This window comes from Micromonospora sp. NBC_00858, assembly GCF_045207365.1.
In the GTDB taxonomy this organism is placed as follows: domain Bacteria; phylum Actinomycetota; class Actinomycetes; order Mycobacteriales; family Micromonosporaceae; genus Micromonospora.
The window spans coordinates 948,526-972,349 of sequence record NZ_CP108828.1 but is presented as its reverse complement, the minus strand read 5'-3'; the positions used below and the strand labels follow the sequence as shown (position 1 = coordinate 972,349).

Below are 23,824 nucleotides of genomic sequence, written 5' to 3'. Positions count from 1 at the left end.
TAGACGGGGGTTGCAGTGCATCCGAGGACGGCGTGTCGCAGCAGGTTGGTGCCACAGGGCCACCGTCGGCCAACGGCCTACATCAACACACCTTGGGGCTCTTGTTTGACGGCGCAGGAGTAGCGCGTTCTCGGTCGCGGTGTGTGATGGCGCCGCCTGCAGTGCCGCTACAGGTGATGCCCAGCGAGCCGCGCGCGTCGAGGTGGGCACTCCAACCAGGAATCAGGCCAGTCGCCGACACCGGCCGCCTCAACCGTTGGGAGACTCACAGTGGGTGCTGACCACAGCCGTCCCGCCCCGTCCACCCCGCGGGTGCGACGGATCCTCGTCGCGACGGTGGTCCCCCTCTTCGTCATCACCGTGATCGCCACCCTGGTGCTCTGGCCGCGCGATACCCCCGACGGGGAGCAGAGTGACCCCGTTCCCCGTTACCACGGCACGGTCACGAAGGTGGTGACGGAACCCTGCCCGCCAGCGTCAGAGGTACCGGAGGGCAGCCCGGCCGCGCAGGACGGGCCGTGCGGAACGGTCGCCGTCCAGGTCGAGCAGGGCCCGGATAACGGAGAGCAGGTGGAGATGCCCGTGCCGTCTGGCCCGGGCGCTCCCGAAGTCGCGGTCGGGGATGAGGTCGTCCTTGTTCAGCTGATGGACCCGGCCGACCCGACGGTAAGCACCTACAACATCGCCGAGCACCAGCGCGGCAAGCCGCTGATCTGGCTGGTGGCGCTCTTTGCGGCCGCGATCGTGGCGTTCGGACGGCTGCGGGGGCTAGCGGCGCTAGCCGGGCTGGGGGCGACCTTCGCGATCCTGCTCGCCTTCGTCGTGCCCGGCATCTCCGCTGGCGGCTCGCCGTTGCTGATCGCGGTCACCGGCTCGGCCCTGATCATGTTCGTGGTGCTGTACCTGACCCACGGCGTCACCGCACAGACGTCGGTGGCGGTGCTCGGCACGCTGGGCAGCCTGGTGCTGACCGGCCTGCTTGGCACCCTGGCCACCGCCGCCGCCCACCTGACCGGGTATGGCAGTGAGGAGGCCACCACGCTGTCGATGTTCCAGGCCGACGTCGACCTGCACGGCCTACTACTGGCCGGGATCATCATCGGCTCCCTCGGCGTTCTCGACGACGTCACGGTCACCCAGGCGGCCACGGTCACCGAGCTGGCGCACGCCAACCCGGCGCTGTCCCGGCTCCAGCTCTATCGCGCGGCGACCCGGGTCGGCCGGGCCCACATCGCCTCCACCGTCAACACCATCGTGCTGGCGTACGCGGGCGCCTCGCTGCCGCTGCTGCTCCTGCTCACCGCCGACTCCCGGTCGGTGAGCCAGATCATCACCAGCGAGTTCCTGGCCCAGGAGATCGTCCGCAGCGTGGTCGCCACACTCGGCCTGATCGCCGCCGTACCGCTGACCACCGCACTGGCGGCGCTGGTCACCACGGCTGGGCGCGGCCCCGCAGTCGACGCCGTCGATGGTGGGAACATTCCACAATCTCGTATCCCACAGGAGCGGTCCGCAAGGCAGTGGCCGTCGGGGCGGAACGTCGCGCTCGAGGCCCTGAGCGGGGGTGATCCCACCGATGGGCGAGCCGGTCCAGGCAGCGACCCAGCGCCGAGTGGGCTCGACCCGCAGGGACGCCGGAATACTGAATGGTGATTACCGCCATCATCCGTGACGCACCTGATCATGAGAACGCTGATCAGTCGGAAGGAGACCTGTGACGGCACGCCTGCGCCGCTGGATGACACCGGTGGTGGCCACGCTGACCGTTCTCGCCATCGTCATCGGCCCCGCCCCGGCGACGGCTGCGCCTTCGACGCCGACGCCATCGGGTCACGAGGATGACGGCGAGCCGCGGCTGCTCAACGACGTCATCGAGGGGGCGAACCGCGCCTACGCCCGGGCCAAGGCGAAGCTGGAGAAATCCAGGAAGCGCCAGCTCGAGCTCGCGCTGCAGGTCGACCGCGCCCAGGCTGAGCTGGACGCCTTGAGGCCGCAGGTGAGTCATATCGCCATGCAGTCCTACCGAACCGGTCGGCTCGGTGCGGCCGCCATACTGCTGGACAGCAACGCCCCTGATTCGTTCGTCCAGCGCGCTGTCGCGCTGGACGACCTGAACATGGTCAATGCCAAGAAGCTCGCCGAGGTCAACGTCGTCAAGACCCGCGCCGAGCAGGCGAAGCTGGCGCTCGACGCCGAGGTGCGTGAGCAGCAGAAGCTCACCAATGACATGGCCCGGGACAAGCGCGAGGCGGAGAAGGCGCTCGCGCTCGTGGGCGGGCAGGGCTTCACCGGTGGCCTGGTGTCGGCCACCTCGCCGGTTGCCCGGATCGCCCCTGGCCGCACCTCCGACGGCGACTGGAAGTCCGAGGGGTGCAGCGAGAAGGACCCCACCACCGCCGGCTGCGTCACACCGCGCACGCTGCACATGTACAAGGAGGTTAAGCGGGCCGGCTTCAACCGGTTCGTCGGCTGCTACCGGCCGGGCGGTCCGTGGGAGCACCCCAAGGGCCTCGCCTGCGACTGGTCGCTGCAGAACAGCGGCTTCAGCCCTTGGCGCAGTAAGGACACCCGGATGTACGGGAACAACCTCGCCGCGTTCCTGATCCGCAACGCCGACCGGCTCGGCGTCTACTACGTGATCTGGAACCGGCAGATCTGGTTCCCGGCAACCGGCTGGAAGTCCTACAGCGGACCGTCAAACCACACCGACCACGTCCATGTGTCATTGCTCTAGCCACAACCGCGGCGAGCACCGGACTGGCCCGCCGGTTGGCGCGTCCTTGTCGCATACGGCCCCGGTCAGCCGCGGATGATCAACGGGACGGGCGCTGGCGACTTGCCGGCCACGGCGCCCAGGTGCGGCACCTGTGCCGGGGCCGGCTGTAGCCCGGCGGGTACGCGGCAGGGCCGCGAACCCAGCGGCTCTAACTCGCTGTCGTGACCCTCGCCCATCCGCTGACCCTCGACACCCGAACCGGCCGCCGTCACGTCCTTTTCGAGGCTGCGGGGTCAGGCGGACCCGCCGCAGCAGCTGAGCGTTGAGCGCCACCACGATCGTGGCGACCGACATTAGGTTCCACCCATGCACCTGCACGGACACACCCTCGCCGTCGTCGGCGGCGGTGTCCGCAAGGACACCGTGATCGTCGTGCCCGACCAGACGGTGACCCCTTGACTTCGACCCTGACCACCCGGTGCGCTGGTTCGGCCCAGCCACAACGCTTACCGCGCTGAGACTGGGATCGCCACGCTGGCCTACCGGACTTGACCGCCCGCAACCGCCGAAATCGATAGCGACGCAAACGTTCCCCGACACCGCGTTCCCCGTGCGCTGAGGAGCCCGGCGTCAGCAGCCACGGTCAGGCGAGGATGGCGTTCACCACCTGGTTGGCACGCCACTCGTGCTGGGCGTACAGCCACCCGAACGCCGATACCTGCACGGACTGGGCCGCGACGGTCAGCGGGAGGTCCCGCCAACCCGGAATCGCCAGCAATGCGCTAAGGAACTGCCGGGTCGCATACTCCGGCTTCATCAGGTCCCGCACCGCACCCCAGCCGGTGCTGGGCCGCTGCTGGAAGAGCCCGACGGAGTCGTGGTCCCAGCCGATGGCCTGGTGTGGGTAGTTCTGCGACTCGGGCAGCACTCCGCTGGCGTAGTTGTAAAGGTTGCTCTCCTGCATCGCCGTGGCCACCGCGATCACCAACGCCCGGCGCGGCACATCCATCTCCTCGCCGGCACGCACGATCATCTTCGCGTTGTTCATCTGGGCCTGGTCCAGCCCCGCGACCGGAACGACCCGCTTGGGCTTCGGCTTCGACGTCGCCTTCGCCTTCGCCTTGGGGGTGGACTTGGCCGTCGGCAAAGCGGAGCTTCCGCGGCTTTCCGCGGTGGGGCTTTCGGTGACCGGCGCGGCGGACTCTCGGCCCCTGTGTTGTTCGGAAACTCATCGCTGCTGCTCGGAGTTGGTGTGGCGCGCCACGACGGCCAGCTGCAACTCTATCCAGGTGATCATCTCACTGCTGTACCAGGTGGCGCGGAAGCTGGTCGCGGTCCCGGCGGTCCTACTACGCCGGGACACGGCCAAGGATGCCGAACTGCTCGTGCTGCGGCATGAGAACGCGGTGCTGCGCAGGCAGCTCACGAGACCGGTGCGGTACGAGCCGGCGGACCGACTGTGGTTCACGGCGCTGTCCTCGCTCATACCCCGACGCCGGTGGGCGCAGGTGTTCCCGGCGACGCCCGCGACCCTGCTCGCTTGGCACCGCAGACTCATCGCGAACAAGTGGGACTACAGCATGCGCCGGGGCAAACCCGGCAGGCCGCCGACCGCGAGCGCGGTGAAGGCGCTGGTGCTACGGCTGGCTCGGGAAAATCCGCGCTGGGGGTGCCGTCGGATCCAGGGAGAACTTGTTCGCCTCGGGCATCCCATCGGCACCACGACAGTTTGGGAGATCCTTACCGCGGCCGGCATCGATCCGGCCCCGCGCCGCAACGGCCCGACATGGCGCGAGTTCCTGACCGCGCAAGCTGAAGGCCTCATCGCCTGCGACTTCGTACACATCGACCTGGTCGACCTGCGCCGGGTATACGCGCTGGTGTTCCTCGAACACGGCACCCGCCGACTGCACGTCGCCGGGGTGACCGCGCATCCGACGGCATCCTGGACGGTGCAGCAGGCGAGAAACCTAGCCGCCGAGTTGGGCGTACAGGTCAACCCGCTGCGCTTTCTGATCCGCGACCGGGACGCGAAGTACACCGAGCCCTTCGACGCGGTCTTCGCGGCCGACGGCATCGAGGTCGTGAGGACCGCGCCACGGGCTCCTCGGATGAACGCCCACTGCGAACGAGTCATCGGAACCCTGCGGCGCGAAGCGCTCGACCACTTGCTGATCTGGGACGAGACCCACGCCCGGCACGTCCTCGGCGCCTACGCCCGCCACTACAACCGCCATCGCCCGCATCAGGCTCGAGGACAACTCCCTCCCCTCGCCGAGGAGCACCCGGCGCCCGTGATCGACCTGACTTCTCACCGACTCCTACGAACCAGAACACTCGGCGGCGTCATCAACGAGTACAGATATGCGGCCTGACCAGCAGCGACGAGTTTCCGAACGGGACAGGCTACACACTGCGGGAACTCGCCCCTCACCCCAACCCCGCCAAGGCGGCCGACGGCAAGAACCTTCGCGGACTCACCCCAGATCCCCAGACCGCCCTCGTCGTCCGTCGGATCTTCGACGAGTTCCTCGCCGGCTACGGGCTCTTCGCCATCGCCGAAGGACTCACCGCCAACCACGTCCCCTGCCCCTCGGCACGACCGCGCACGGAATCCACACCGCAGCGGCATCGCCTGGTCCAAGAGCGCCATACGCGTCATCCTCACCAACCCCCGCTACACCGGCCGGCAGGTATGGAACAAACAACGCACCGGCGAAGTCCTCCTCGACGTCGATGACGTAGCACTGGGCCACACCGGGGTCATGCGCTGGAACACCCGTGACAAGTGGGTGATCTCCACAGACATCACACACCCACCCCTGATCGATGACGACACCTTCGGGCAAGTCCAAGCCCTGCTCAGCCGTCGCGCGCGAGCCGTCGACCGTCAGGAACGCCAACGCCGCACCCGCAACCCCTATGTCTTCCGCGGGATGATCTACTGCGCCGCCTGCCAGCGCCGTATGCAAGGCCAGTACAACCACGGTGCCGCCTACTACCGCTGCCGTTTTCCTCAGGAGTACGCCCTCGCCAACGAGGTGGAACACCCCCGCAACGTCTACCTGCGCGAGGACGCCCTCAGCGACCCGCTTGACCAGTGGCTGGCGTCCGCATTCGCCCCGGACTACCTCGAACAAACGATCACCGCCATGGCCGACGCCCAGCCCGTGGATCAACTCACGCCAGTTACGGCCGCAGCCCGGGCCACTATCGCGGCCTGTGACACAAAGCTCGCGCAATACCGGTCTGCCCTCGACGCCGGCGCAGATCCCATGGTGGTCACCAGCTGGATCACCCAGACCCAGGCCGAACGGGCACGAGCCGAAGCCGATCTTCAATCGAGCCAGCGAGCGGAGCCACGCCGGATGAGCCGCTCCCAGATCGCCGGCTTGGTTCGAGCGCTCGGCGACATCGTCACCGTGCTGCGCGACGCCGACCCCGACGACAAAGCCGAGGTATACCGGCAGCTAGGTCTCCGGCTGACCTACCAGACAGAAACGCAAACGGTGCGCGCTGCAGTGGATCTCAGCGCGCACCGTGGGGTTATCGTTCGTGTCCGAGGGGCGATCGATACCGCTGCCCCACCGCCGTTGACGCTCGGCGCAACGCTGAAGCTCACGCAAACCTAGCTGCGGTGGTGGCCTCTTCGGATCTGCCAAAGAGGTCATCACAGAGAATGCGCTGTCACGGCGCCTCGCCCACGGCGACCACCTGCACCGGTACGGCGCGCTCCCCGGCGTGCACCGCGTCGAAACCGAACCTCGACGACGTCCTCGTCGGCCTTGGATCGCACACCTACCGCCGCTACGGAGGTGAGCGGTCCCGGGAACAACTCCGCCTCATCGCCGACACGCTCCAGCCTCAGGGATCACCGAACAGCAGCCTCGTAGAGGTCGATGTATCGGAGGTACAAGGCGTCCTTGGCCGGGCCGAGAGACGCTAGGTCGATCGCCTCATGGCCGACGTTCGCCTCGGGCGGAATTTCATACGACCGGAGGCAGATCCCGTTCGCTTCGGCTATCGCGGCCGGCACGGATGTGGCGCGTTTCAAATCGATGAAACGGTCACGTGGCGACGTCACCACCGCTACGTCGCGCAGTGCGGGCAGCGTCGGATTGATATCCAGCAGGAGCGACAGGCGCATGAACTGCGCCAGTACGGCGTAGGAGAAGCCGACCGGGTGTCTACGATCCGGCAGGATGCGGAATCCATACAGAACCGCCATCGGTTTGACGAACACCGACGGAGCCTGCTCGGAACTCGGCCGGTAGAACGGCGCCACGGCGAGTAGCCGATGCACCTGCTCCGGCCGCGTGGTCGTCAACCACGTCGCCAAGAGGGCGCCGGCAGAGCTACCGGCCACACCGGCCTCGCTGCCAAGGGAGGCGGTGACGTCCATGGCCGATCCCGCGAATGCCGTCAGCTCCTGCGCGGTCAGCGCCGTGTGCCCGTCGGGATCGACCGTGCCGTGTCGAGGCAACAACGGCATGTACACGTTGTAACTGTGCTCGTGGTAACGCATCGCCAGCTCCGCGAACTGTGCGGGGCAGCCTAGATATCCGTGCAGCATGAGAACCGCCTTGGCAGTGACCTCGGGATGTAGCAGTGCACGGGAACGGCACTCCGCGCGGATTCCGAGGTCTGCCTCTTCCGCTCTGGCTTGAGCTGCGATACGTGCGGTCGCGGCGGCGAAGGTGAAACGCTGCGAAGCCGGCGTCAGTTCGTCATCGTCGAGCGGCCAGGTGTATACCGCACCGGCGGCGATCGCGACGAGCGCGACAATGGTGGCCAGTGTGATGACCAGTCGGCGGGCAAAGAGGGATGCACGGAAGGACACAAGACTCCGGTGTTCGGCAGGCAGGCGACGGCGCTCGCCGCATATTGAGTACGTCGGCTACTACAACGTGGCCCGGTGCCGCCGGTTCAACGGTGTGTCATTGGTGACAGCCGCAACTTTCGGCGAGTTGAGTTCACCGTGGATATGGCCGTAGGGATTGACCCGACTGACGGACCCCGCATTTCGGACGAAGTAGCGTAAACGAGAGTCGCCGATCAGCGGTTGTTACGGGTGTGCACGCGCCACCATCCGGCTACGATGGAATAGCGACGACTGCCCCATTGCTGGTTTCCGTCAGCGGGATAACCTGCGCGCCATGCCGGAGAATCTGTCATCTCTTCATACCGATCGGTACATCTTTGCCGGCCTGCTGGGACAGGGCGGAATGGGTCGGGTGTGGAAAGCCCGAGACACGATGCTCGAGCGTGACGTGGCCGTCAAGGAGATCCTTCCCCCACCCGGACTGACCGACGAGGCGCGGCAGGAGTTGCGGGTACGGTCGCTACGCGAGGCACGGGCGATCGCCCGGCTCGATCACGTCCACGCCATCCGAGTGTTCGACGTGCTGATCGGCGAGAGCGGCGACCCGTGGATCGTGATGGAGTACGTACCGTCCCGGGCGCTGGCCCAACAACTCTCCGCCGAGGGCCCCGTCTCGCCGACCCAGGCGGGGGCCATCGGACTGGCCGTGCTGAGCGCGCTACGGGCAGCTCACCGCGCCGGGGTCGTGCACCGTGACGTCAAACCCGCGAACATCCTGCTCGGCTCCGACGGCCGAATCGTGCTCACTGATTTCGGCCTGGCCACCGCCGCCAACGACACCAGCCTGACCCTCACTGGCATGGTGCTGGGCTCGCCCGCCTACCTCTCCCCGGAGCGTGCAAGGGGTGGCACCGCAGGGCCTGAGGGGGATCTTTGGTCGCTCGGTGCCACCCTGTTCGCGGCGGTCGAGGGTCAGGCGCCGTACGCCCGACCGTCCAGTCTGATGAGCCTCACCGCTCTCGTCACCGAACCGCCGCCGGTGGCGAAGCGCGCCGGCCTGCTGGCGCCGGTCATCGAAGGCTTGCTCCGTAAGGATCCGGCCGAACGGCTGGATGCCGAAACCGTCGAACGGTTGCTGCGTGAGGTGGTCGAGGCCGGTCCGGCCGGTGCGGCCTGGCTGGCCGGTGGCAGTGCCCTACCCCGTGTGGCCGCCGACAATACCGAAGCCCATGCGACGCCGGCACCCGGCGGGCCCGTCTTCCGGGTCGAACCGGGGAGCGAGGCCGACCCCTCAGGCGGACGGCGTGACGACCATTCGACGAAGTCTTCAACAAGGAACGCAGTGCCGGAGGCAAAGGAGCCCGCGGGTGGTGCACCCGGCCAGGCGGATGTGGCCATGCCGCTGGGTGCCTCGTCCCACCGGCTGCGACGGGCCCGGCTGGTTGCGGCGCTCGCGGTTCTGCTGATCGCGCTCGGCATCGGGGTCGGGGTTCCCCTGCTCGGCGACGAGGCCGCTGACAGCACCGAGGGAGCGCCCCTGGCGAGCGGACCATTGCCCGAGGTGTCCGCATCTACGGTCTCCGATCCGAGGGCGCCGGCAACCGCACTAAGCTGGTCCAACTATCGGGACGGCAGCGGATTCACGATGCCGGTACCCAAGGGGTGGAAGGTCGCCCGCAAGGGCGGCCAGGCTGAGTTTCGAGAGCCGAACGGCGACCGGGTGCTCGTCGTTCGCCAGACCGACACGCCACCGTCCGATCCAGTAGCCGAGTTGACCGCCCGCGAGAAGGATCTGTCGGCCTCCGGCCGGTACCGGGACTATCGCCGGATCAGCATCGTCGCGGTGAACTACCAGCGCAGTGCGGCCGACTGGGAGTGGACGCACACCGCCGGCCCCGGTCGGGTGACGCACGTACGGCAGCGCTCCTTCATCACCGGGGAGCGGAAGGCGTACACGATAGTCTGGTCAACGCCCGAGTCGGCTTGGGCTGTCAGCGAGGCGGCTTTCCGCAAGGTGGTCGATGGCTTCCGGCCCGCTGAGGCCCCCCGGCCGAGCAGCACCTCGGCGAGCCCGCCAGCGGCCAAGCCCTCGACGACGCCGAGTACCGCGCCCTCTCGCCTGCCCGGGCACCGGATCGTCGGCGTCGAGAGCGGTCGTTGCCTGGACATCGGTGACCCGGACTCGGCCGTTACACTCCGCGTCCGGATTATGGACTGCGACGATGCCCGAGCCCGGAGCCAGCGGTGGACCTTCAGCGCGAACGGCAGCATCCGGTTGGCTGGCAGGTGCCTGGACGTGGCCAACGCGTCGACCGAAGATGGAGCGGTCATCCAGCTCACCACCTGCAACGGCGGGTCCGCCCAAAGGTTCACGCTCAACGTTGAACGGCAACTGGTCAACAGCGGCAGCGGGAAATGTCTCGACGTGACTGACTGGGGGAGCCAGAGCGGCACCCCGATTCAGCAGTGGACCTGCAACATGCAAGCGGGCCACCAGAAATGGCGGCGTGGGTAAGGGGGCGTAGGCAGCCGGGGCGGGGAGGTAGTGACCCAGGAAATCTGTCTCTTGGGTCCGCCTCGCGGCTACGGACCTTGAAAAGAATCAGCCTCTCGGTTCGTTCGTCGGACCGATCCGTCAAGCGTCGGCGCGGCCCGTGCGAGCGAGCGAGAGACCGAACGAGCACAGTCTTCGGCGTCGTCGAAAGAAGCCGGAAGCTGGGGAGCCGGCCTATGGATTGTCGCGGGCAAGGTGGATCACAGTCACAAACCTCACGGCTCGCGTGAACGCGCGCCTCATCGTTTCGTTGTAGGCGGTAGTGGTTGCTTCCGGCTCCCCCGTGCCGGAAGCAACCACGCATACGCCTCAGGTCCCGCGGGTGGTCGCTTACGTCACCGGGGGAAGGTCCGGGCCGAGATTGCCCAGGTGTTCCTCGGCCACGACCCGCTCGACCGGCCAGGTGACGCCGGGCGGTGGCCATGGCTGTCCGGTGGCGTTCAGGAAGCTCGCCGGAGGTTCGTAGAGTGGCGGCTGTGCGCCGTCCGGGATCAGGCTCTCCCAACGGGTTCCTTCGGTCCGGCTGGTGAATTCGCCCTTCATGGCGGCCAAGCGGTCGGGTTGCGTGATGAGGTCGATCGCGGTAGCGGCGAGGTATTTCGCGGAGGCAACAGCGGCTGCGTGGCCGATTCCTGCACCGGCGCCGGCCGTGACGGCCCAGTTGTGGTGTGGCACGCCGGGCGGGAAGGCCGCCGTCAGGATGAAGACCGTTGGGGTACGCCAGCTGACGTCCGCCGAGTCGGTGGAGGGGCCGCCCAGGAACGCGGCCGGAGGAGGGCTCAACGGGACGACGGCGGTGGGGAGCCCGATCTGCGGCTTGCCAAGAGCACCTTGCAGTTGTCGGGCCAAGTTCTGGTCGGCTTCGGTGAACTGCGATGGCCCGATGTGCTGCATGTTGTCGTTGGCCAGTTCGGCGCCGGCCCTGTTGCCGAGCGAGTTCCACGTCGCAGTATGAAACTTGTGCAGCAGGCGTGTCTGGCTGGCGGTCGCTGCCGCGTTTGCGGCGGTGGTGATTTTGTCGTAGAGCACCCGGGCGCGGGCGGGACTGCCCTCGCGGACGAAGAACCAGACGGAGCAGGTGTCCGGTGTGACGTTGGGTGCGCCGCCGCCGTTGATGATGGCGTAGTGGAAGCGCCCGGCCGGGCCTACGTTCTTCTCGCGCAGGTACTCCGCCATGGTGGCGAGCATCAGTGCGCCGTCCAGGCCGCTCTTGTTACCCAGTGGCGAGCCGCCGTGACCTGCCGCTCCGAGGAACGTGAAGGTGGCGGAGATCAGGGCGCTGGTGGTGTTCCAGGTCGCCGTGGTGACGTTGAAGGGATGCCAGTCCAGGTAGGCGTCCAGGCCGTCGTAGACGCCGGCCTTCACCGCGTACGGCTTGCCTACCAGTTGTTCCTCGCCGGTCGAGCCGAAGACCTTGACGGTGGCCCGGTGTCCGTGCGCCGCGATGGCCTTGCTGACGGCGATCGCTGCCGCTACCGACGCGGCACCCAGGGTGTTGTGGGCGTCGCCGTGGCCGGGTCCCACCGTCGGGCCGTACGCGTCGTAGTTGTAGACCAGCGGGTCGTGTCTGCCGACGTTACGTTTCTGCGAGAGCCCTGGTAGTGCGTCGTACTCCGCGTTGAAGCCGAGGACCGGGCCGCCGGAGCCGTAGGTGGCGACGAAGGCCGCGGGTAGCCCGGCCACACCCCATTGGATCCGGAATCCGTGCTGACGCAACAGGTCCGCGGTGGCCAGCGACGACTCCCACTCGCGCAGCGACAGCTCGGCGAGCTCCCAGATCCGGTCGCTGAGGCGGATCAGTGCGGCGGAGTTCGCGGTGATCCACCCCAAGGCGGTGTCTTTGGCCGGGTCCGCCTTCGCCAGTCCGGTCGGCGCCCGGTAGGTGACCGGATCGAACCCGGTCCGCTCGTCGTATCCGAGAGTCGCACCGAGCACCGGATCGGCGGCCATCATCGCCGCCGTCGTCGCGCCGGCGCTCAGGCCGAACATCTTGAGCACCCGGCGGCGGTCTGTCCCAAATTCGTTCATACCCGTATCGACGGACGCCGACAGGCCGGGTTCAGCCGTCACGCCGGGGAAAGAATGGCCACCGGGACCGAAACTGCCGGCGTGGAGAGATGGAGCGGTCTCCGCCCTCTCAGCCCAACATGTCAAGGCGGCTTCAGTTCAACCAAGTGTCCTCTTTGCCCCCGCATCGCGGGCGGGTGGTTCGGCTGGGCTCAGGTTGTCACCAACACACCCGCGTACGACACCCCAGCGACAACAATCCACGCGCTCAGCCCCAGAACGGCTGCCCGGCCCCCGGTCCGCGCCAAGGTGGGTAAGTGCACCGCCGTGCCGAGCCCGAACAACGCCGCGGACAGCAGGATCTGCTGCGCCACTTCCATACCGACGAGCACACCTTCGGACAACCAACCGGTGCTTCGTAGGCCAACCATCGCGACGAAGCCTATGACGAAAACGGGAACGAGCGCCGGCCTCTTGCCGTGCGGTCCGGTGCCGGCGGAATCCGGCACATACCTGTTGGCGTACGGGACCCGGCGGCGCCGCAGCGATAAGGTCACCACGGCTACCAGCGGAGCGAGTAGCACGATCCGCATCATTTTCACCACGATGGCGTCGCCGACGGCCAGCGGTCCGGCGGTGCTCGCAGTCGCGACCACCTGTCCCACGTCATGCACGCTTGCCCCCACCCAGCGCCCGAACTGTAAATCATCGAGTCCAAGCGGATGCTGGAGCAACGGAAGCACGGCAATCGCCAGCGTGCCGCACAGCGTCACCACAGCTAGCGAGGCTGCGGCGTCATCCTCGTCACTGCCCGTCGCCGCGCTGACCGCTCCGATCGCTGAGGCCCCGCAGATCGCATAGCCGGAGGCGATCAGCAGCGGCTGGTCACCGTGCAGTCCGATACGGTGGCCCAGCCACCAGGTACCGATGAAGGTGACAGCCACCACGCCGACGACCATTACTGTGGTCGGCAGCCCCACCTCGCGCAGTTCCCGCAGGCTCAGGTTGGCCCCCAGTAGTACGACCGCCAGCCGCATCAGCCGCTTGCTCGCGACGCTCAGTCCGGGTCGAGCGCCGCCGCGCACGCCGTCGCGGACGACGGGAAGGTGGGCGGCCGCGACACCCAGCACCATAACGGCGGTCAACGCCGGCACGGCGGGCAGCGCCCAATGCACCGCCCAGGCAGCAGCAGCGCCTACTGACGCGGCCGTCAGCCCCGGCACGAGGCGCGTCATCGAACCCGGGAAGGTACGCCGGCAAGACGCCCTCATCGAGGTGCCCGTCGCGACGATCGGGTCCTCGGCGACCGCCACCCGGCCGTCGCCGGCCGTAGCGGTGCGGTCTGGGTCCACCTGTCCGTGGGCATCGGCAGATACGCGCCTGCCCGGAGGTTGGACTACGGTCGCCCTTGTCGGCTCTGTGCAGGCATTCGGGTTCTGTTCGCGACTCATTGGTGTGCTGGTCCGTACACCCGACGGATACTCGACCCGCGGGCGGATATGTCTACTCCGTAGATGTGCAGAGACACCGCCTTGCCGTTCCCTCCGTTCCAGACCCGATGAATGTCGCCCGGCGGTGCGAAGCCGCATACGTCGCCCTGCCGGTTGACGACCTTTTCGGTCGCAACGAGCGCACTGGTGTCGCCCGGGGCCACGCTGAAGCGCTGCTCCTGCTCCTCGCCCTGATGGACTCCGGTGACGCACCAGGCGAGATGGTCGTGGATCTCGGTGCTCTGTCCGGGGAGCCAGACAAGGGCCACGACTGAGAGCCCGCGCTCGGTGTGCAGCAGGTGCTGACGGTATCGATCTGGATGACCTTCACTCTGCTGAGCGGTGAGCAGATCGGCCGCCCCCAGGTGAGCGGCGAGTTGTTCTCCCACCAGGCGGGCCGTCAAGCCGGGTGGCATGCCGGCGTCGACGATTTTGCGGGCTTCTTCGATGTACCGGGCAAGGCGGGGTGTAGCGGTGGACGTGCCTGAGAGGGCTTCCGTAGCGGTCATGAATCCAGCCTGCCCATTCCGATCGATTACGTCCAACAACAGTTACTTGGGCAGTAGCGAAGATCTGCTTATGCATGCCCGGCAACGCGCCACCTCACGAAAATCCGTCCGAGGGAATGGTCTTGCGTCCGGCAACCGACGACAACGCCTCCAGTACTCGGGCTGTCGCGGGGATGCGCAAGTGCTCGCGCAGGACGTAAGCGGACACCCGGCGCCGGGAGGTGGGCGACAATGAGCGGCCCATGACCGTGTCACGGCGAAGGAACGAGAGAGTCAATCCGGGCATCATCGCGACACCCAGGCCATGAGCGACCAGTGACTGGATCGTGAGGATGTCGTCGATGGTGAACATGATGTCGGGTACGAATCCAAGCTGGGCGCACTCGTGCAGAAGGTTCGTGCGGCACCGCGGACACCCGGCGATCCAACGCTCTTCAGCGAGGTCCGCGAGTTTGACCGCACGACGTTCAAGCATGGGGTGCCCAACGGGCAGCAGGACTGTGAGCTGGTCCTCCAGCAACGGAATCTCCACCAGGTCGTCCGGCGTCTCATCCTGAAGACCGGGGTACGTGAAGGCCAGCGTGAGGTCGCTCTCGCCTTGCGCTACACGCCGCAGCGAGTCGGGCGGCTCGTCCTCCAGCAGCTCCACCCGGATCCCGGGGTTCTCGACAGCCAGCAGCGCCATGGCCTCCGGGATGAGTGTCGCGTTGGCACTGGGGAACGCGCACACCCGGACCCGGCCAGTACGTAGCCGTGCGATTGCCGTCATCTGCTCCCATGCGACTGACATGCTGCCGAGGATGTTCTCCGTATGACGAGCCAGTGTCTCGCCCGCGTCGGTCAGCCGAAGCCCTCGCCCGGCCCGGGTGAACAACGGAGTACCGGCCGCGCGCTCGAGCGCCTTCATCTGTTGAGTGATCGCGGGCTGGGTATAGCCCAAGGTCCGTGCCGCCGCCGTATACGACTGAGTACGCACCACTTCTTGAAACGTCCTGATATGGCGAGAGTCAAACACGATCAGGATTCCGTCCAGTTCCTGGAGTAGCCGATATGAGGAGAACGTCGGCCTCGGATTTCACATCCGGAGGCTCGCATTGCAGCACAGCGCCCACTCCTCTACCTGGGAGAACGTACGATCACCCTGGCCGTTCAACCGGTTACCTCAGAAGATTTGCGTAAGCGGTCACATGACGATGCGACGGCGCCGCCTGGGACTGCGTAGATTTCCGTGTTTGACCTGGGTGTGGTCCGTTGGACAGGACGTTGATCCTGTCCGGGAAGGACCACGTCATGGCAGACAAGAAGAAGGCGGTTCAGCTTCCTGAACCGATGGCGGCTGAGGTCGAGTTCGCGCAGCAGTTGGTCGAGCGGGCTAAGGCCGACGGAGTTTCGTTGGTCGGGCCGGGAGGGCTGCTGGCGGGGATCACCCGCACGGTCCTGGAATCAGCGGTTGATGCGGAGTTGGATGCGCACCTCGACGAGGTGGGCGTCGACGGGGTGTCGGGCCGGCGGGCCAACGTTCGTAACGGGCACGGGGCGAAGACGGTGCAGACCGAGGTGGGGCCGGTGCGGATTCAGGTTCCTCGGGACCGGGCGGGTTCGTTCGCCCCGCGAATCGTGCCCAAGCACGTCCGCAGGTTGGACGGGTTCAACGAGGCGATCCTGTCGCTGTATGCCAAAGGCCTGACGACCGGGGAGATCTCCGCGCATCTGGCGGATGTGTATGACGCCGACGTGTCCCGGGAGTTGATCAGCCGGGTCACCGACAGCGTTGTGGAGGAGATGGAAGCCTGGCGGCAGCGGCCGCTCGACAGGGTCTATCCGGTGGTGTTCATCGACGCCCTGGTGATGAAGATCCGCTAGGGGCAGGTCGCGAACCGGCCCGTCTATGTTGTGGTCGGTATCAGCCTCGACGGGGAACGCGACGTGCTGGGCATGTGGGCTGGCACCGGCGGGGAAGGTGCCAAGCAGTGGGCCGGCTACCTCACCGAACTGCGCAACCGCGGTGTCGCCGACGTGTTCATGGTCTGCTCCGACGGCCTGAAAGGCATGACCGACGCCATCGAGCAGGTCTGGCCGCAGGCGGTGCACCAGCAGTGCGTCGTGCACCTCGTGCGGGTCAGCCTGCGTTACACGAATCGCAAGGACTGGCAGAAGATCACCCCGGCGTTGCGGGAGATCTATACCGCCCCCACCGTCGCGGCTGCCGAGGCCCGGTTCGAGGCGTTCGCCACCGAGTTCGGCGACCAATACCCCGCCGTTATCCGGCTCTGGTGCCAGTCGTGGCCGCAGTTCGTGCCGTTCCTCGACTACGACCACGAGGTCCGCAAGGTCCTCTACACCACCAACATCATCGAGAGCCTCAACGCGCGGTTCCGGCAGGCCGCCCGCCGGCGCGGGCACTTCCCGACCGAGCAAGCCGCGATGAAGGTCCTCTACCTCGTCGTCCAGCAGAAACGCAAGGGAGGCGGGAGCATCACCGGCCGGGTCTACGGTTGGGCCAAGGCCCTCAACGCCCTGATCCTCGCCTACGGCGACCGGATCGTCATCTAACAACCTCGATCACATCACAGGCCCAAACACGGAAATCGACACACTCCCGCTTCACGATCGCCGGATATTTCTTGCCCCAGACGTCGGCGAACTCCATGAACCGCTCCGTGGCGGCGTCCTCGGTGGGAGCGGTGTAGACCGGCTTGAGCGCTTTAGCGATCTTGTCCCGGTCCTGCCGGGCTGCGTATCGGAACGAGTTGCGCAGCAGGTGCACCACGCACGTTTGCACGATGGTGCGTGGCCAGACCGTCTCGACCGCCTCGGGCAGGCCCTTGAGGCCGTCGCAGACGAGTATGAGCACGTCGGCGACGCCGCGGTTCTTCAGCTCGGTGAGCACGTGCAGCCAGTGCTTCGCGCCCTCGCCGCCGTCGCCGGCCCAGATACCGAGGATGTCGCGGTGGCCGTCGACGGTGACCGCCATCGCGAGGTAGATCGGTCGGTTCGCGACCTGCCCGTCCCTGATCTTGACGTTGATGGCATCGATGAACACGACCGGGTAGACGGGGTCGAGGGGTCGGTTCTGCCACTCGGCCATGCCGTCCATGACCTTGTCCGCGATGGTGGAGATGGTCTGCTTCGACACGTCCGCGCCGTAGACCTCGGCCAAGTGGGCGGCGATCTCGCCGTGCGTCAACCCTTTGGCCGACAGCGACAAGACCATGTCGTCGACCCCGGTCAGGCGCCGCTGCCGTTTCCGCACGATCTGCGGCTCGAACGTGCCCGCCGCGTCGCGGGGAACGCGGACCTCGACCGGTCCGACGTCGGTGAGCACGGTCTTGGTCCGGCTGCCGTTACGGGTGTTTCCACTGCCCCGACCTGCCGGGTCGTGCTTGTCGTAGCCGACGTGGTCGGTGATTTCACCGTCCAGAGCCGACTCCAGTACCCGCTTGGTCAGCTGCTGCAGCAGCCCACCCTCGCCGGTCAGGTTCAGCCCGTCACCACGAGCCCGATCGACCAGCATCGCGATCAACTGCTCATCCGTGACCGCACCCACCGACCCGCCGGTCGGCTCCTGCCCCGAGGTGATCTCGGTCGTCATCTGGCGTCTCTCCCTTGATCGGTCGATCAGCCGCTATTTGTACAGTCCCCGAACCCCGTTCTACGCCGCGATCGGGGTCACCCTCGACGGGGAGAAGGCTCAACCGGTCGCAATGCCCGAAACGGCTGCTCGCGGCGACCGGTCCCGGTTACCACCCGTGCCCGCTCGTGACCGCTGGACCTCGCGGCAGCCCGCTCAGTTCCGGAAGCTGATCCGGCTGGTGGCCGAGCGTGGCGGTGACGGCATCGCCGACGGTCGGCCGGGCCGGCAGTGGGGCCCTTGATCTCGCCGACAGGGTGTTGCTGGTGGCCAGCTACTGGCCCACGAACCTGACGATGCGCCAGATCGGCCCGCTGTTCGGGGTGTCGCACTCCGCGGCATACCGGGTCATCGATACCCGCGCGCCGCTGCTGGCCCTGGCGCCGGTGCGTAAGCGGCCGGTCGAGCAGATCGCGATCGCGCAAACCCTACGGCGAAACGGCCGGAACCCGTACCGATCCGTAGAACTACTCGGACTCGACTAAACGGACATACCTCTACCTTGCGAACGCCCTGGCGGACAGAGCCGTTCTATAGCTGAGTGGCAACCGCAACCCCATCCGCGAGGAGCAGCGAAGTGGCTTTGCCGATAGATGCGCCGACAGATCCTAATGAAGAAGTTTCCCAACGTCTTTGGTCCCTAGCCGAACGGGCCCTCGAACGTCGAGGCGCCCAAGGGGCGAGGGCGCCTCTTCTGGCCTGGGCGATACATCGCCAGCACCATAACTTGGATCGGCCATTTCCTCGGCAAGAAGAAGTTCCGCCCAACTCGCAGCCAACCGTCGAGTACTACGCTGATGCTATCTGGACGGAAGTTACCATGCTGCGACGGCATGGCAACGCATCAAATTTCCAAGAAGGCCTAGATCAATTCGCCAGACAAAACGCCGAATACCTTGCTGCGGATGCGCTTCAGCGAGGCGTATCGGCCTATGAACAAAACCAATTTCAGGCGGCACGAGAACACTTTCACGACTGGGCCGTAACGTCTCAGGAGCAGGGGATTGGGCCCGGAATCGACCTGGATCGACCCCTTACCGGCCAGCCTTTGACCGCCTGGCAGGCTGCTGCGCACGTTTGGGAGAACGTTCTCGAGGCGCGCCAGGCGGCAAACACAAATCTCCGCCGGGGCATAGCGCTCTACGATGAAGGCCGAACCTCTGAAGCAGATAGCAATTTCAGGCAATGGGCCACGATTTTGCAGGACAACGGAATTCAACCTAGGCTCCCCAACTCGGCGCAGTCTTCGCCCGGCCAACGGCCGACCGCCTCGCAGGCTGCTGCGCAGGTTTGGAGGAATGTTCACTATGAGCGTGAGGCAAACGAACATCTCGGCCGGGGCATAGAGCTCTACGATTCAGGGCGAACCTCCGAAGCAAATAGCAATTTCAGGCAATGGGCCACGATTTCGCAAACCATCGGAATTCGACCTGAGCTCCCCGACTTGGCGCAGCCTTCGCCCGACCAACGGCCGACCGCCTGGCAAGCTGCCGCGCAGGTTTGGAGCCAAGTCGCGGCGGAGCAGTCATCGATGAACCGTCCGCAAGGCCACGATGCGCGAGTCTCTTCAGTCTCCGCTGTCGCCTCCATGCAGAGCACTGCCGCCCCGCATACCAGCCCCTCTGGAGGAAACGGAAGTCCAAGCGGTTCGCGGCCAGGACGATCATCGTCTTCTCGTAGTTCCCACACTTCATCAGGGCCGACTCATCGAACACTCTAGATGATTGGGGGGTCTGTGGATTTAACGGCACCTCTCTGTGTCAAGGCGTTGGCAACAGAGAGGTCTCCGTGTCCTTGATCATGGTTCGGTAGACGACGTCGGCGAGGCGGCGTTTGAGGCAGCGCATGGCTTCTTTGTGGGTCTTGCCGGCAGCTCTTTTGCGCTGGTACTAGTCCTGGCCCGGGGTCGGTCGTTTGATCTGGGCCATGGCCATGACGTGCAGGGCGTAGTTGAGCTGCCGGTCACCGGCCCGTGAGAGGCGATGCCGTTGGATGTCACCGGAGGAGACTTCTATCGGCGCGACACCGCAGTACGAGGCGAAGGCGGACTCCGATCGGAATCTGCTGACGGCGCCGGCGCGGGCCAGGATCTTCGCAGCGGTCACGTCTCCGATGCCGTGCAGTTCGGTCAGGGTGGTGCCTGAGGCGGTGACGGCGGCGGACAGGGTTGCTGTTGCCTCGGTGATGCGCCGGTCGAGGCGGCGGACTTCGCTGAGCAGGTCCACGGCGACCTGCCGCAGAGTGCGGGCCAGCGCGGCGCGGGGCCGGATGCTGCGCAACGCGGCGGCTGCGGTCTCGGCGGTCAGCGCGCGGGGCAGTCCGCCGGCGATGAGCTGGGCGAGCAGCGCGTGCAGCCGGTTGATGGTCTGGGTTCTGGTGCGGACCAGGTCGTCGCGGTGGTCGGTGAGGCATCGCATGGCGGCGATCGCTTCGTCGATGACAGCGGTGTTGAGACGGGTGGCGGTGTGCGCGGCGATGCCGACCGACAGGGCGTCGGCCTGGTCGGTTTTGCGGCCGTGTCCGGTCGAGAGCATCCGGACGCGGCGGGCGAGCTTCGCGGGCACATCGACCACGTCGATGTGGTCGGCGGCTAGTTTGGCGGTCAGCGCGGCGCCGAGGCCGGTGGCGCCTTCGATTGCCCGTGAGGCGTGTGACCAGCGGCTGGCGAAGCGACGCAGCTGCCGATAGCCGTCGCGGTTGACCTCGACGCGGATCGCGGCCAGGGGCTGGAGTCGGTTGTCGACCGCGACCGCGGTCCAGGACGCCTTATGGGGATCAACCGCGATGATGACCGGAGCTGGTGCTGAAGGCAGGGCGGGGGCCACGGAGGTCTCATCGGGGGGCCGGGGGAAGGGGGATCCGGCGAGGAGGGCAAACCAACTTCGGGCTAAACAGACCTCTCTCGAGCCACTCTCGCCGGCGGTCGTGGCCGGGGCGCAGGCCGTTCGAGGGCCAGCCCGTGGGCGGCAGGTGTTTCCCGAGCGACCCCGACCACAACCTCGAAGATCATGGCTGCAGACCCTGACCTCCGCTGCCAATTCAACAAGTTGGTGTTTCTGGCCTGACCTGCCGGGCGTTGTGCCTGGTGAGGAGCGTGCCGTGATGACCGCGACACTGAACGACGCGACTGGACGGAAGAAGCGGCCCGAGCCGTCGGCGGAGGCGAAGGCCGCGGCCGAGTTGGTCCGGGCGGCCAGGAACAGGGTCTGTCACTGACGGGCCCGGATGGGCTGCTGAAGCAGTTGACCAAGACGGTCCTGGAGACCGCGTTGAACGAGGAGATGACCGAGCACCTCGGCTACGAGAAACACCAAACGGCTAGTGGCGGCTCGGGCAATATCCGCACTGGCGCCCGGTCGAAGACGGTGCTGACCGACTCGTCGGTGCCGGTGCAGATTGATGTGCCGCGGGACCGGGCCGGCACGTTCGAGCCGCGGATCGTGCGTAAGCGTCAGCGTCGCCTGTCCGGGGTCGACGAGGTGGTGTTGTCGCTGTATGCCAAAGGTTTGCTGACAAGGTGATCGAGGAGATGACTGTCAATCCCCTGGAACCGTGGAGGGTTGTTTAAGCTGCCTGGGCCCGGCGGGCGTCGGCGATGAAGTGTTCGTAGTCGATGGGTGACATACCGTCGCAGGCGCTGTGACGTCTGCGGACGTTGTAGAAGTCGACGATCCAGGTGGCGATCTTGAGTCGGGCCTCGGATCGGGTGCGGAACCGCTGCCGGTGGATGTACTCGACCTTGATGGTGGAGTTGAACGCCTCGGCGGCGGCGTTGTCCAGGGCGCAGCCGACGCGACCCATCGACTGCAGGATGCCCAACCGCCGGCACGCCTTGGTGTAGTCGGCGGCGGTGTACTCGGTGCCGCGGTCGCTGTGGAAGATCACCCCGCCGATGGCGCCGCCGCGGGTCGCGGCGGCCATGCTCAGGGTGGCGACGGTCAGTTCAGCGTCGTGGTGGGCGCTCATCGCGTAGCCGAGCAGCCGGCGGGAGTACAGGTCGATCACGGTGGCGAGGTACAGCTTGCCTTCGTCGGTGGTGATCTCGGTGATGTCGCCGCACCACAACACGTCCGGCGCGACCGCGGTGAACTGCCGCCGCACCCGGTCCGGCGCCACGGGGCGTTTGCCCTGCTTGGTGAGGCTGCGTCGGCGCCGTGGGGTGCGTCCGGCCAGGCCCAGCGCGGCCATCCGCGCCGCGACGGTGTTGACCGACACCTGCCACCCGCCGGCGTGCAGGTCGAGGGTCACCCGCGGCGACCCGTACGTACCCCCGGAGGCGTCGAAGGAGATCCGGATCGCCTCATCGAGCTCATCGCGGCGGGTCTGCCGCGCCGTGGGCTGCCGGTCGCGCCACTTGTAAAACCACGACTCGGACAACCCAAGCGCCCGGCAGGCGACCGCGTGCGGCACCGCGTGCTCGGTCCTCTGAGCAGCGACGAAGCCGGCCACGCTCACTTCGTCGCCTCCTTGACCCACAGGACCACGGATCGCTTGAGCACGTCACGCTCCATCGCCAGCTCCGCGTTCTCCTTGCGCAGCCTGGCCAGCTCGGCGCGTTCGTCCTCGCCGAGACCGCCGGCGGCGGCCTCACCCCGGGCCCGCTTGTCCTGCGCCACCCAGTTCGCCAGGGTGCCGTCGTTGATCCCCAGATCCCGAGCGACCTGCGCGATCGGCTTACCGGTCTCCCGCACGATCCGCACCGCCCCGTCACGGAACTCCCGGTCGAACCGTCTCCTCATTTCAGCCATGACCATCTATCCCCTTAGGTCCGGCCTCCACGCTAACGGGGGAACCTCATGACCGACTGGTCCCACCGGCCCCTGGATGAGATCTACGCGGCGGTGTTCATCGACGCCATCGTGGTCAAGGTGCGGGCTCTGTCGCTGATCTTGTGATGTGGACGGTCCTGTCACGGCTGCGCCAGCTTCGTTGACCATGTTCAGCGTGTTCACTTGTGGAGCAGCTACTGCCGCATCTGTCGGGTCTGTCGATCGAAGTTGTAGAGCAGCGCGACGGCGTCGTGGTGCTGTCGGGTCGGGCTCGGGCCGCGACTGCGCGTGCGGCCGCTGCCAGCAGCGGTCAGGATTCATGGGTGGTATCAGCGGCGGCTGCGGGATGTCGCGGTAGCGGGGATGGTGCTGCTGCTCCAGGTATGGTCAAGGCATTACCTGACCCGCCGAAGACGCTGATCACGGTCCTTGGTGTCGACGACTTCGCCTTCCGCAGAGGGCGTCATTACGGCACCGTGCTGGTCGACATGATCAGCCATCGTCCGGTCGACATGTTCGACGGGCGTGACGGCGACAGCCTCGCCGCGTGGCTGCGGCAGCACCCCGAAGTTGGAGTGATCTGCCGGGACCGCGCCGGCGGCTATGGCGAAGGCGCCCGCACCGGCGCCCCGGACGCGGTGCAGGTCGCGGACCGCTTCCACCTCTGGCAGAACCTGGGCCAGGCGGTCGAGAAGACCGTAAACGCGCACCGGGTCCGGCTCGTCGCACCAGCACCGCCGCCGGCAGACGACACCATGCCCGCCGAGGTGCAGCCGCTACCCGAGAAGAAAATCGTTACCCGTCTTCGTGAAACACCACACCGCCGTTCACCAATTGGCTGCTCGCCAGTGTCGCCGAGCTGACCGCCGTGACCGAGCAACGCGCGCACCTGGTCGACGACTACATTGCCTACCGGCACCAGCGCTGGAACGAGGGAGAACGCAACGCCACCCAACTGTTTCGCGAGATCAAAGAGCAGGGCTATCCCGGTGGAGAACTCGCCGTTCAGCGTTACCTGCGCCGCTTCCGCAAGGGCCTCGGTCACGCCCCGCACCTCGGCCCGAAACCACCATCGGTGCGCCAGGTCACCTCATGGATCATGACTCACCCCCGACCACCTCGACCCCCGCGACATGGTCAAGCTGCGCGAAGTTCGCAGCCGCGACAGCGACTTCAACCGGCTGGTCACACACGTGCGAGCCTTCGCCGTCATGATGACCGGCCGCCACGGCGAGCGCCTCGAGCAGTGGATCAGCACCGTCGAACACGACACCCTCACACCCCTGGCCGGGTTCGCCCGCAACCTCCGCCGTGACCTCGACGCCG

Annotated in this window: 18 protein-coding genes and 5 pseudogenes; 11 read left to right on the top strand and 12 right to left on the bottom strand. The window is 66.8% G+C overall.

Going from position 1 to position 23,824, the window contains the following annotated elements; all coding sequences use genetic code 11:
* The first annotated feature begins 270 nt into the window (after positions 1–270).
* Positions 271–1,653, top strand: coding sequence for a YibE/F family protein (locus OG990_RS04490; protein WP_406079089.1), 1,383 nt, complete (start codon positions 271–273; stop codon positions 1,651–1,653).
* Positions 1,654–1,714: 61 nt separating this feature from the next.
* Positions 1,715–2,734: a coiled-coil domain-containing protein gene (locus OG990_RS04485; protein ID WP_406079088.1), complete on the top strand. Its 1,020-nt coding sequence runs from the start codon at positions 1,715–1,717 to the stop codon at positions 2,732–2,734.
* Positions 2,735–3,359: 625 nt separating this feature from the next.
* Here the strand turns inward: OG990_RS04485 and OG990_RS04480 are convergent.
* Positions 3,360–3,764, bottom strand: a complete 405-nt coding sequence (locus OG990_RS04480; protein WP_406079087.1) for a hypothetical protein — start codon at positions 3,762–3,764, stop codon at positions 3,360–3,362.
* Here OG990_RS04480 and OG990_RS04475 point away from each other — a divergent pair.
* From OG990_RS04475 to OG990_RS04465, 3 genes are read left to right on the top strand one after another with little or no spacing between them, the layout of a single operon-like run.
* Entirely contained in the window at positions 3,757–5,091 is a 1,335-nt protein-coding gene (locus OG990_RS04475) for an integrase core domain-containing protein (RefSeq protein WP_406079085.1), read from the top strand. The genes OG990_RS04480 and OG990_RS04475 overlap by 8 nt on opposite strands.
* Positions 5,079–5,456, top strand: coding sequence for a recombinase family protein (locus OG990_RS04470; protein WP_406081651.1), 378 nt, complete (start codon positions 5,079–5,081; stop codon positions 5,454–5,456). Before OG990_RS04475 ends, OG990_RS04470 begins: the two co-directional genes overlap by 13 nt.
* Positions 5,347–6,348 (top strand): recombinase family protein, encoded by a 1,002-nt coding sequence (locus OG990_RS04465; protein ID WP_406081650.1) that lies wholly within the window; start codon positions 5,347–5,349, stop codon positions 6,346–6,348. Before OG990_RS04470 ends, OG990_RS04465 begins: the two co-directional genes overlap by 110 nt.
* 239 nt (positions 6,349–6,587) lie before the next feature.
* On the opposite strand, the gene OG990_RS04460 is transcribed toward OG990_RS04465, so the two are convergent.
* Complete coding sequence (locus OG990_RS04460; RefSeq protein ID WP_406079084.1) at positions 6,588–7,556, bottom strand: alpha/beta hydrolase; 969 nt, start codon at positions 7,554–7,556, stop codon at positions 6,588–6,590.
* A gap of 316 nt (positions 7,557–7,872) precedes the next feature.
* Between OG990_RS04460 and OG990_RS04455 the strand changes: the two genes are divergently transcribed.
* A complete protein-coding gene (locus tag OG990_RS04455; protein ID WP_406079083.1) occupies positions 7,873–10,053 on the top strand; it encodes a serine/threonine protein kinase in 2,181 nt (726 codons plus the stop codon).
* A gap of 369 nt (positions 10,054–10,422) precedes the next feature.
* On the opposite strand, the gene OG990_RS04450 is transcribed toward OG990_RS04455, so the two are convergent.
* The 4 genes from OG990_RS04450 to OG990_RS04435 all read right to left on the bottom strand — a co-directional run bounded on the left by OG990_RS04450 (position 10,423) and on the right by OG990_RS04435 (position 15,113).
* The gene (locus tag OG990_RS04450) at positions 10,423–12,120 is read right to left on the bottom strand and encodes an amidohydrolase (protein WP_406079082.1); all 1,698 of its coding nucleotides are present in this window, start codon (positions 12,118–12,120) and stop codon (positions 10,423–10,425) included.
* Positions 12,121–12,311: 191 nt separating this feature from the next.
* Complete coding sequence (locus tag OG990_RS04445) at positions 12,312–13,412, bottom strand: YeiH family protein (RefSeq protein WP_406079081.1); 1,101 nt, start codon at positions 13,410–13,412, stop codon at positions 12,312–12,314.
* 134 nt (positions 13,413–13,546) lie between these two features.
* A complete protein-coding gene (locus tag OG990_RS04440; protein WP_406079080.1) occupies positions 13,547–14,098 on the bottom strand; it encodes a hypothetical protein in 552 nt (183 codons plus the stop codon).
* Positions 14,099–14,192: 94 nt separating this feature from the next.
* A complete protein-coding gene (locus tag OG990_RS04435) occupies positions 14,193–15,113 on the bottom strand; it encodes a LysR family transcriptional regulator (protein WP_406079079.1) in 921 nt (306 codons plus the stop codon).
* A 275-nt stretch (positions 15,114–15,388) separates the two neighbouring features.
* On the opposite strand from OG990_RS04435, the pseudogene OG990_RS04430 reads away from it, so the two are divergent.
* Positions 15,389–16,651 (top strand): annotated as a pseudogene (locus OG990_RS04430) (IS256 family transposase).
* Between the two features lie 49 nt (positions 16,652–16,700).
* Here OG990_RS04430 and OG990_RS04425 read toward each other — a convergent pair.
* A pseudogene (locus tag OG990_RS04425) lies at positions 16,701–17,612 on the bottom strand (IS256 family transposase); the annotation flags it as partial.
* Positions 17,613–17,847: 235 nt separating this feature from the next.
* Between OG990_RS04425 and OG990_RS04420 the strand changes: the two are divergent.
* Positions 17,848–18,148, top strand: a pseudogene (locus tag OG990_RS04420) (transposase family protein); the annotation flags it as partial.
* A gap of 443 nt (positions 18,149–18,591) precedes the next feature.
* Here the strand turns inward: OG990_RS04420 and OG990_RS04415 are convergent.
* Complete coding sequence (locus OG990_RS04415) at positions 18,592–18,948, bottom strand: hypothetical protein (protein ID WP_406079078.1); 357 nt, start codon at positions 18,946–18,948, stop codon at positions 18,592–18,594.
* 670 nt (positions 18,949–19,618) lie between these two features.
* Positions 19,619–20,554: an IS110 family transposase gene (locus OG990_RS04410; protein ID WP_406079077.1), complete on the bottom strand. Its 936-nt coding sequence runs from the start codon at positions 20,552–20,554 to the stop codon at positions 19,619–19,621.
* Positions 20,555–20,831: 277 nt separating this feature from the next.
* Here OG990_RS04410 and OG990_RS04405 point away from each other — a divergent pair.
* Positions 20,832–21,244: pseudogene (locus OG990_RS04405) on the top strand (transposase); the annotation flags it as partial.
* A 49-nt stretch (positions 21,245–21,293) separates the two neighbouring features.
* Here OG990_RS04405 and OG990_RS04400 read toward each other — a convergent pair.
* Positions 21,294–22,184, bottom strand: a complete 891-nt coding sequence (locus tag OG990_RS04400) for an IS3 family transposase (protein ID WP_406079076.1) — start codon at positions 22,182–22,184, stop codon at positions 21,294–21,296.
* Entirely contained in the window at positions 22,181–22,468 is a 288-nt protein-coding gene (locus tag OG990_RS04395) for a transposase (protein WP_406079075.1), read from the bottom strand. The genes OG990_RS04400 and OG990_RS04395 overlap by 4 nt, the downstream gene beginning before the upstream one ends.
* Positions 22,469–22,525: 57 nt before the next feature.
* Between OG990_RS04395 and OG990_RS04390 the strand changes: the two are divergent.
* A pseudogene (locus OG990_RS04390) lies at positions 22,526–22,603 on the top strand (transposase); the annotation flags it as partial.
* Between the two features lie 80 nt (positions 22,604–22,683).
* On the top strand, positions 22,684–23,361 hold the full coding sequence (locus OG990_RS04385; RefSeq protein ID WP_406079074.1) for a transposase: 678 nt from the start codon (positions 22,684–22,686) through the stop codon (positions 23,359–23,361).
* A 234-nt stretch (positions 23,362–23,595) separates the two neighbouring features.
* Here the strand turns inward: OG990_RS04385 and OG990_RS04380 are convergent, their stop codons facing one another.
* On the bottom strand, positions 23,596–23,766 hold the full coding sequence (locus OG990_RS04380; RefSeq protein WP_406079073.1) for a hypothetical protein: 171 nt from the start codon (positions 23,764–23,766) through the stop codon (positions 23,596–23,598).
* Between the last annotated feature and the right edge of the window lie 58 nt (positions 23,767–23,824).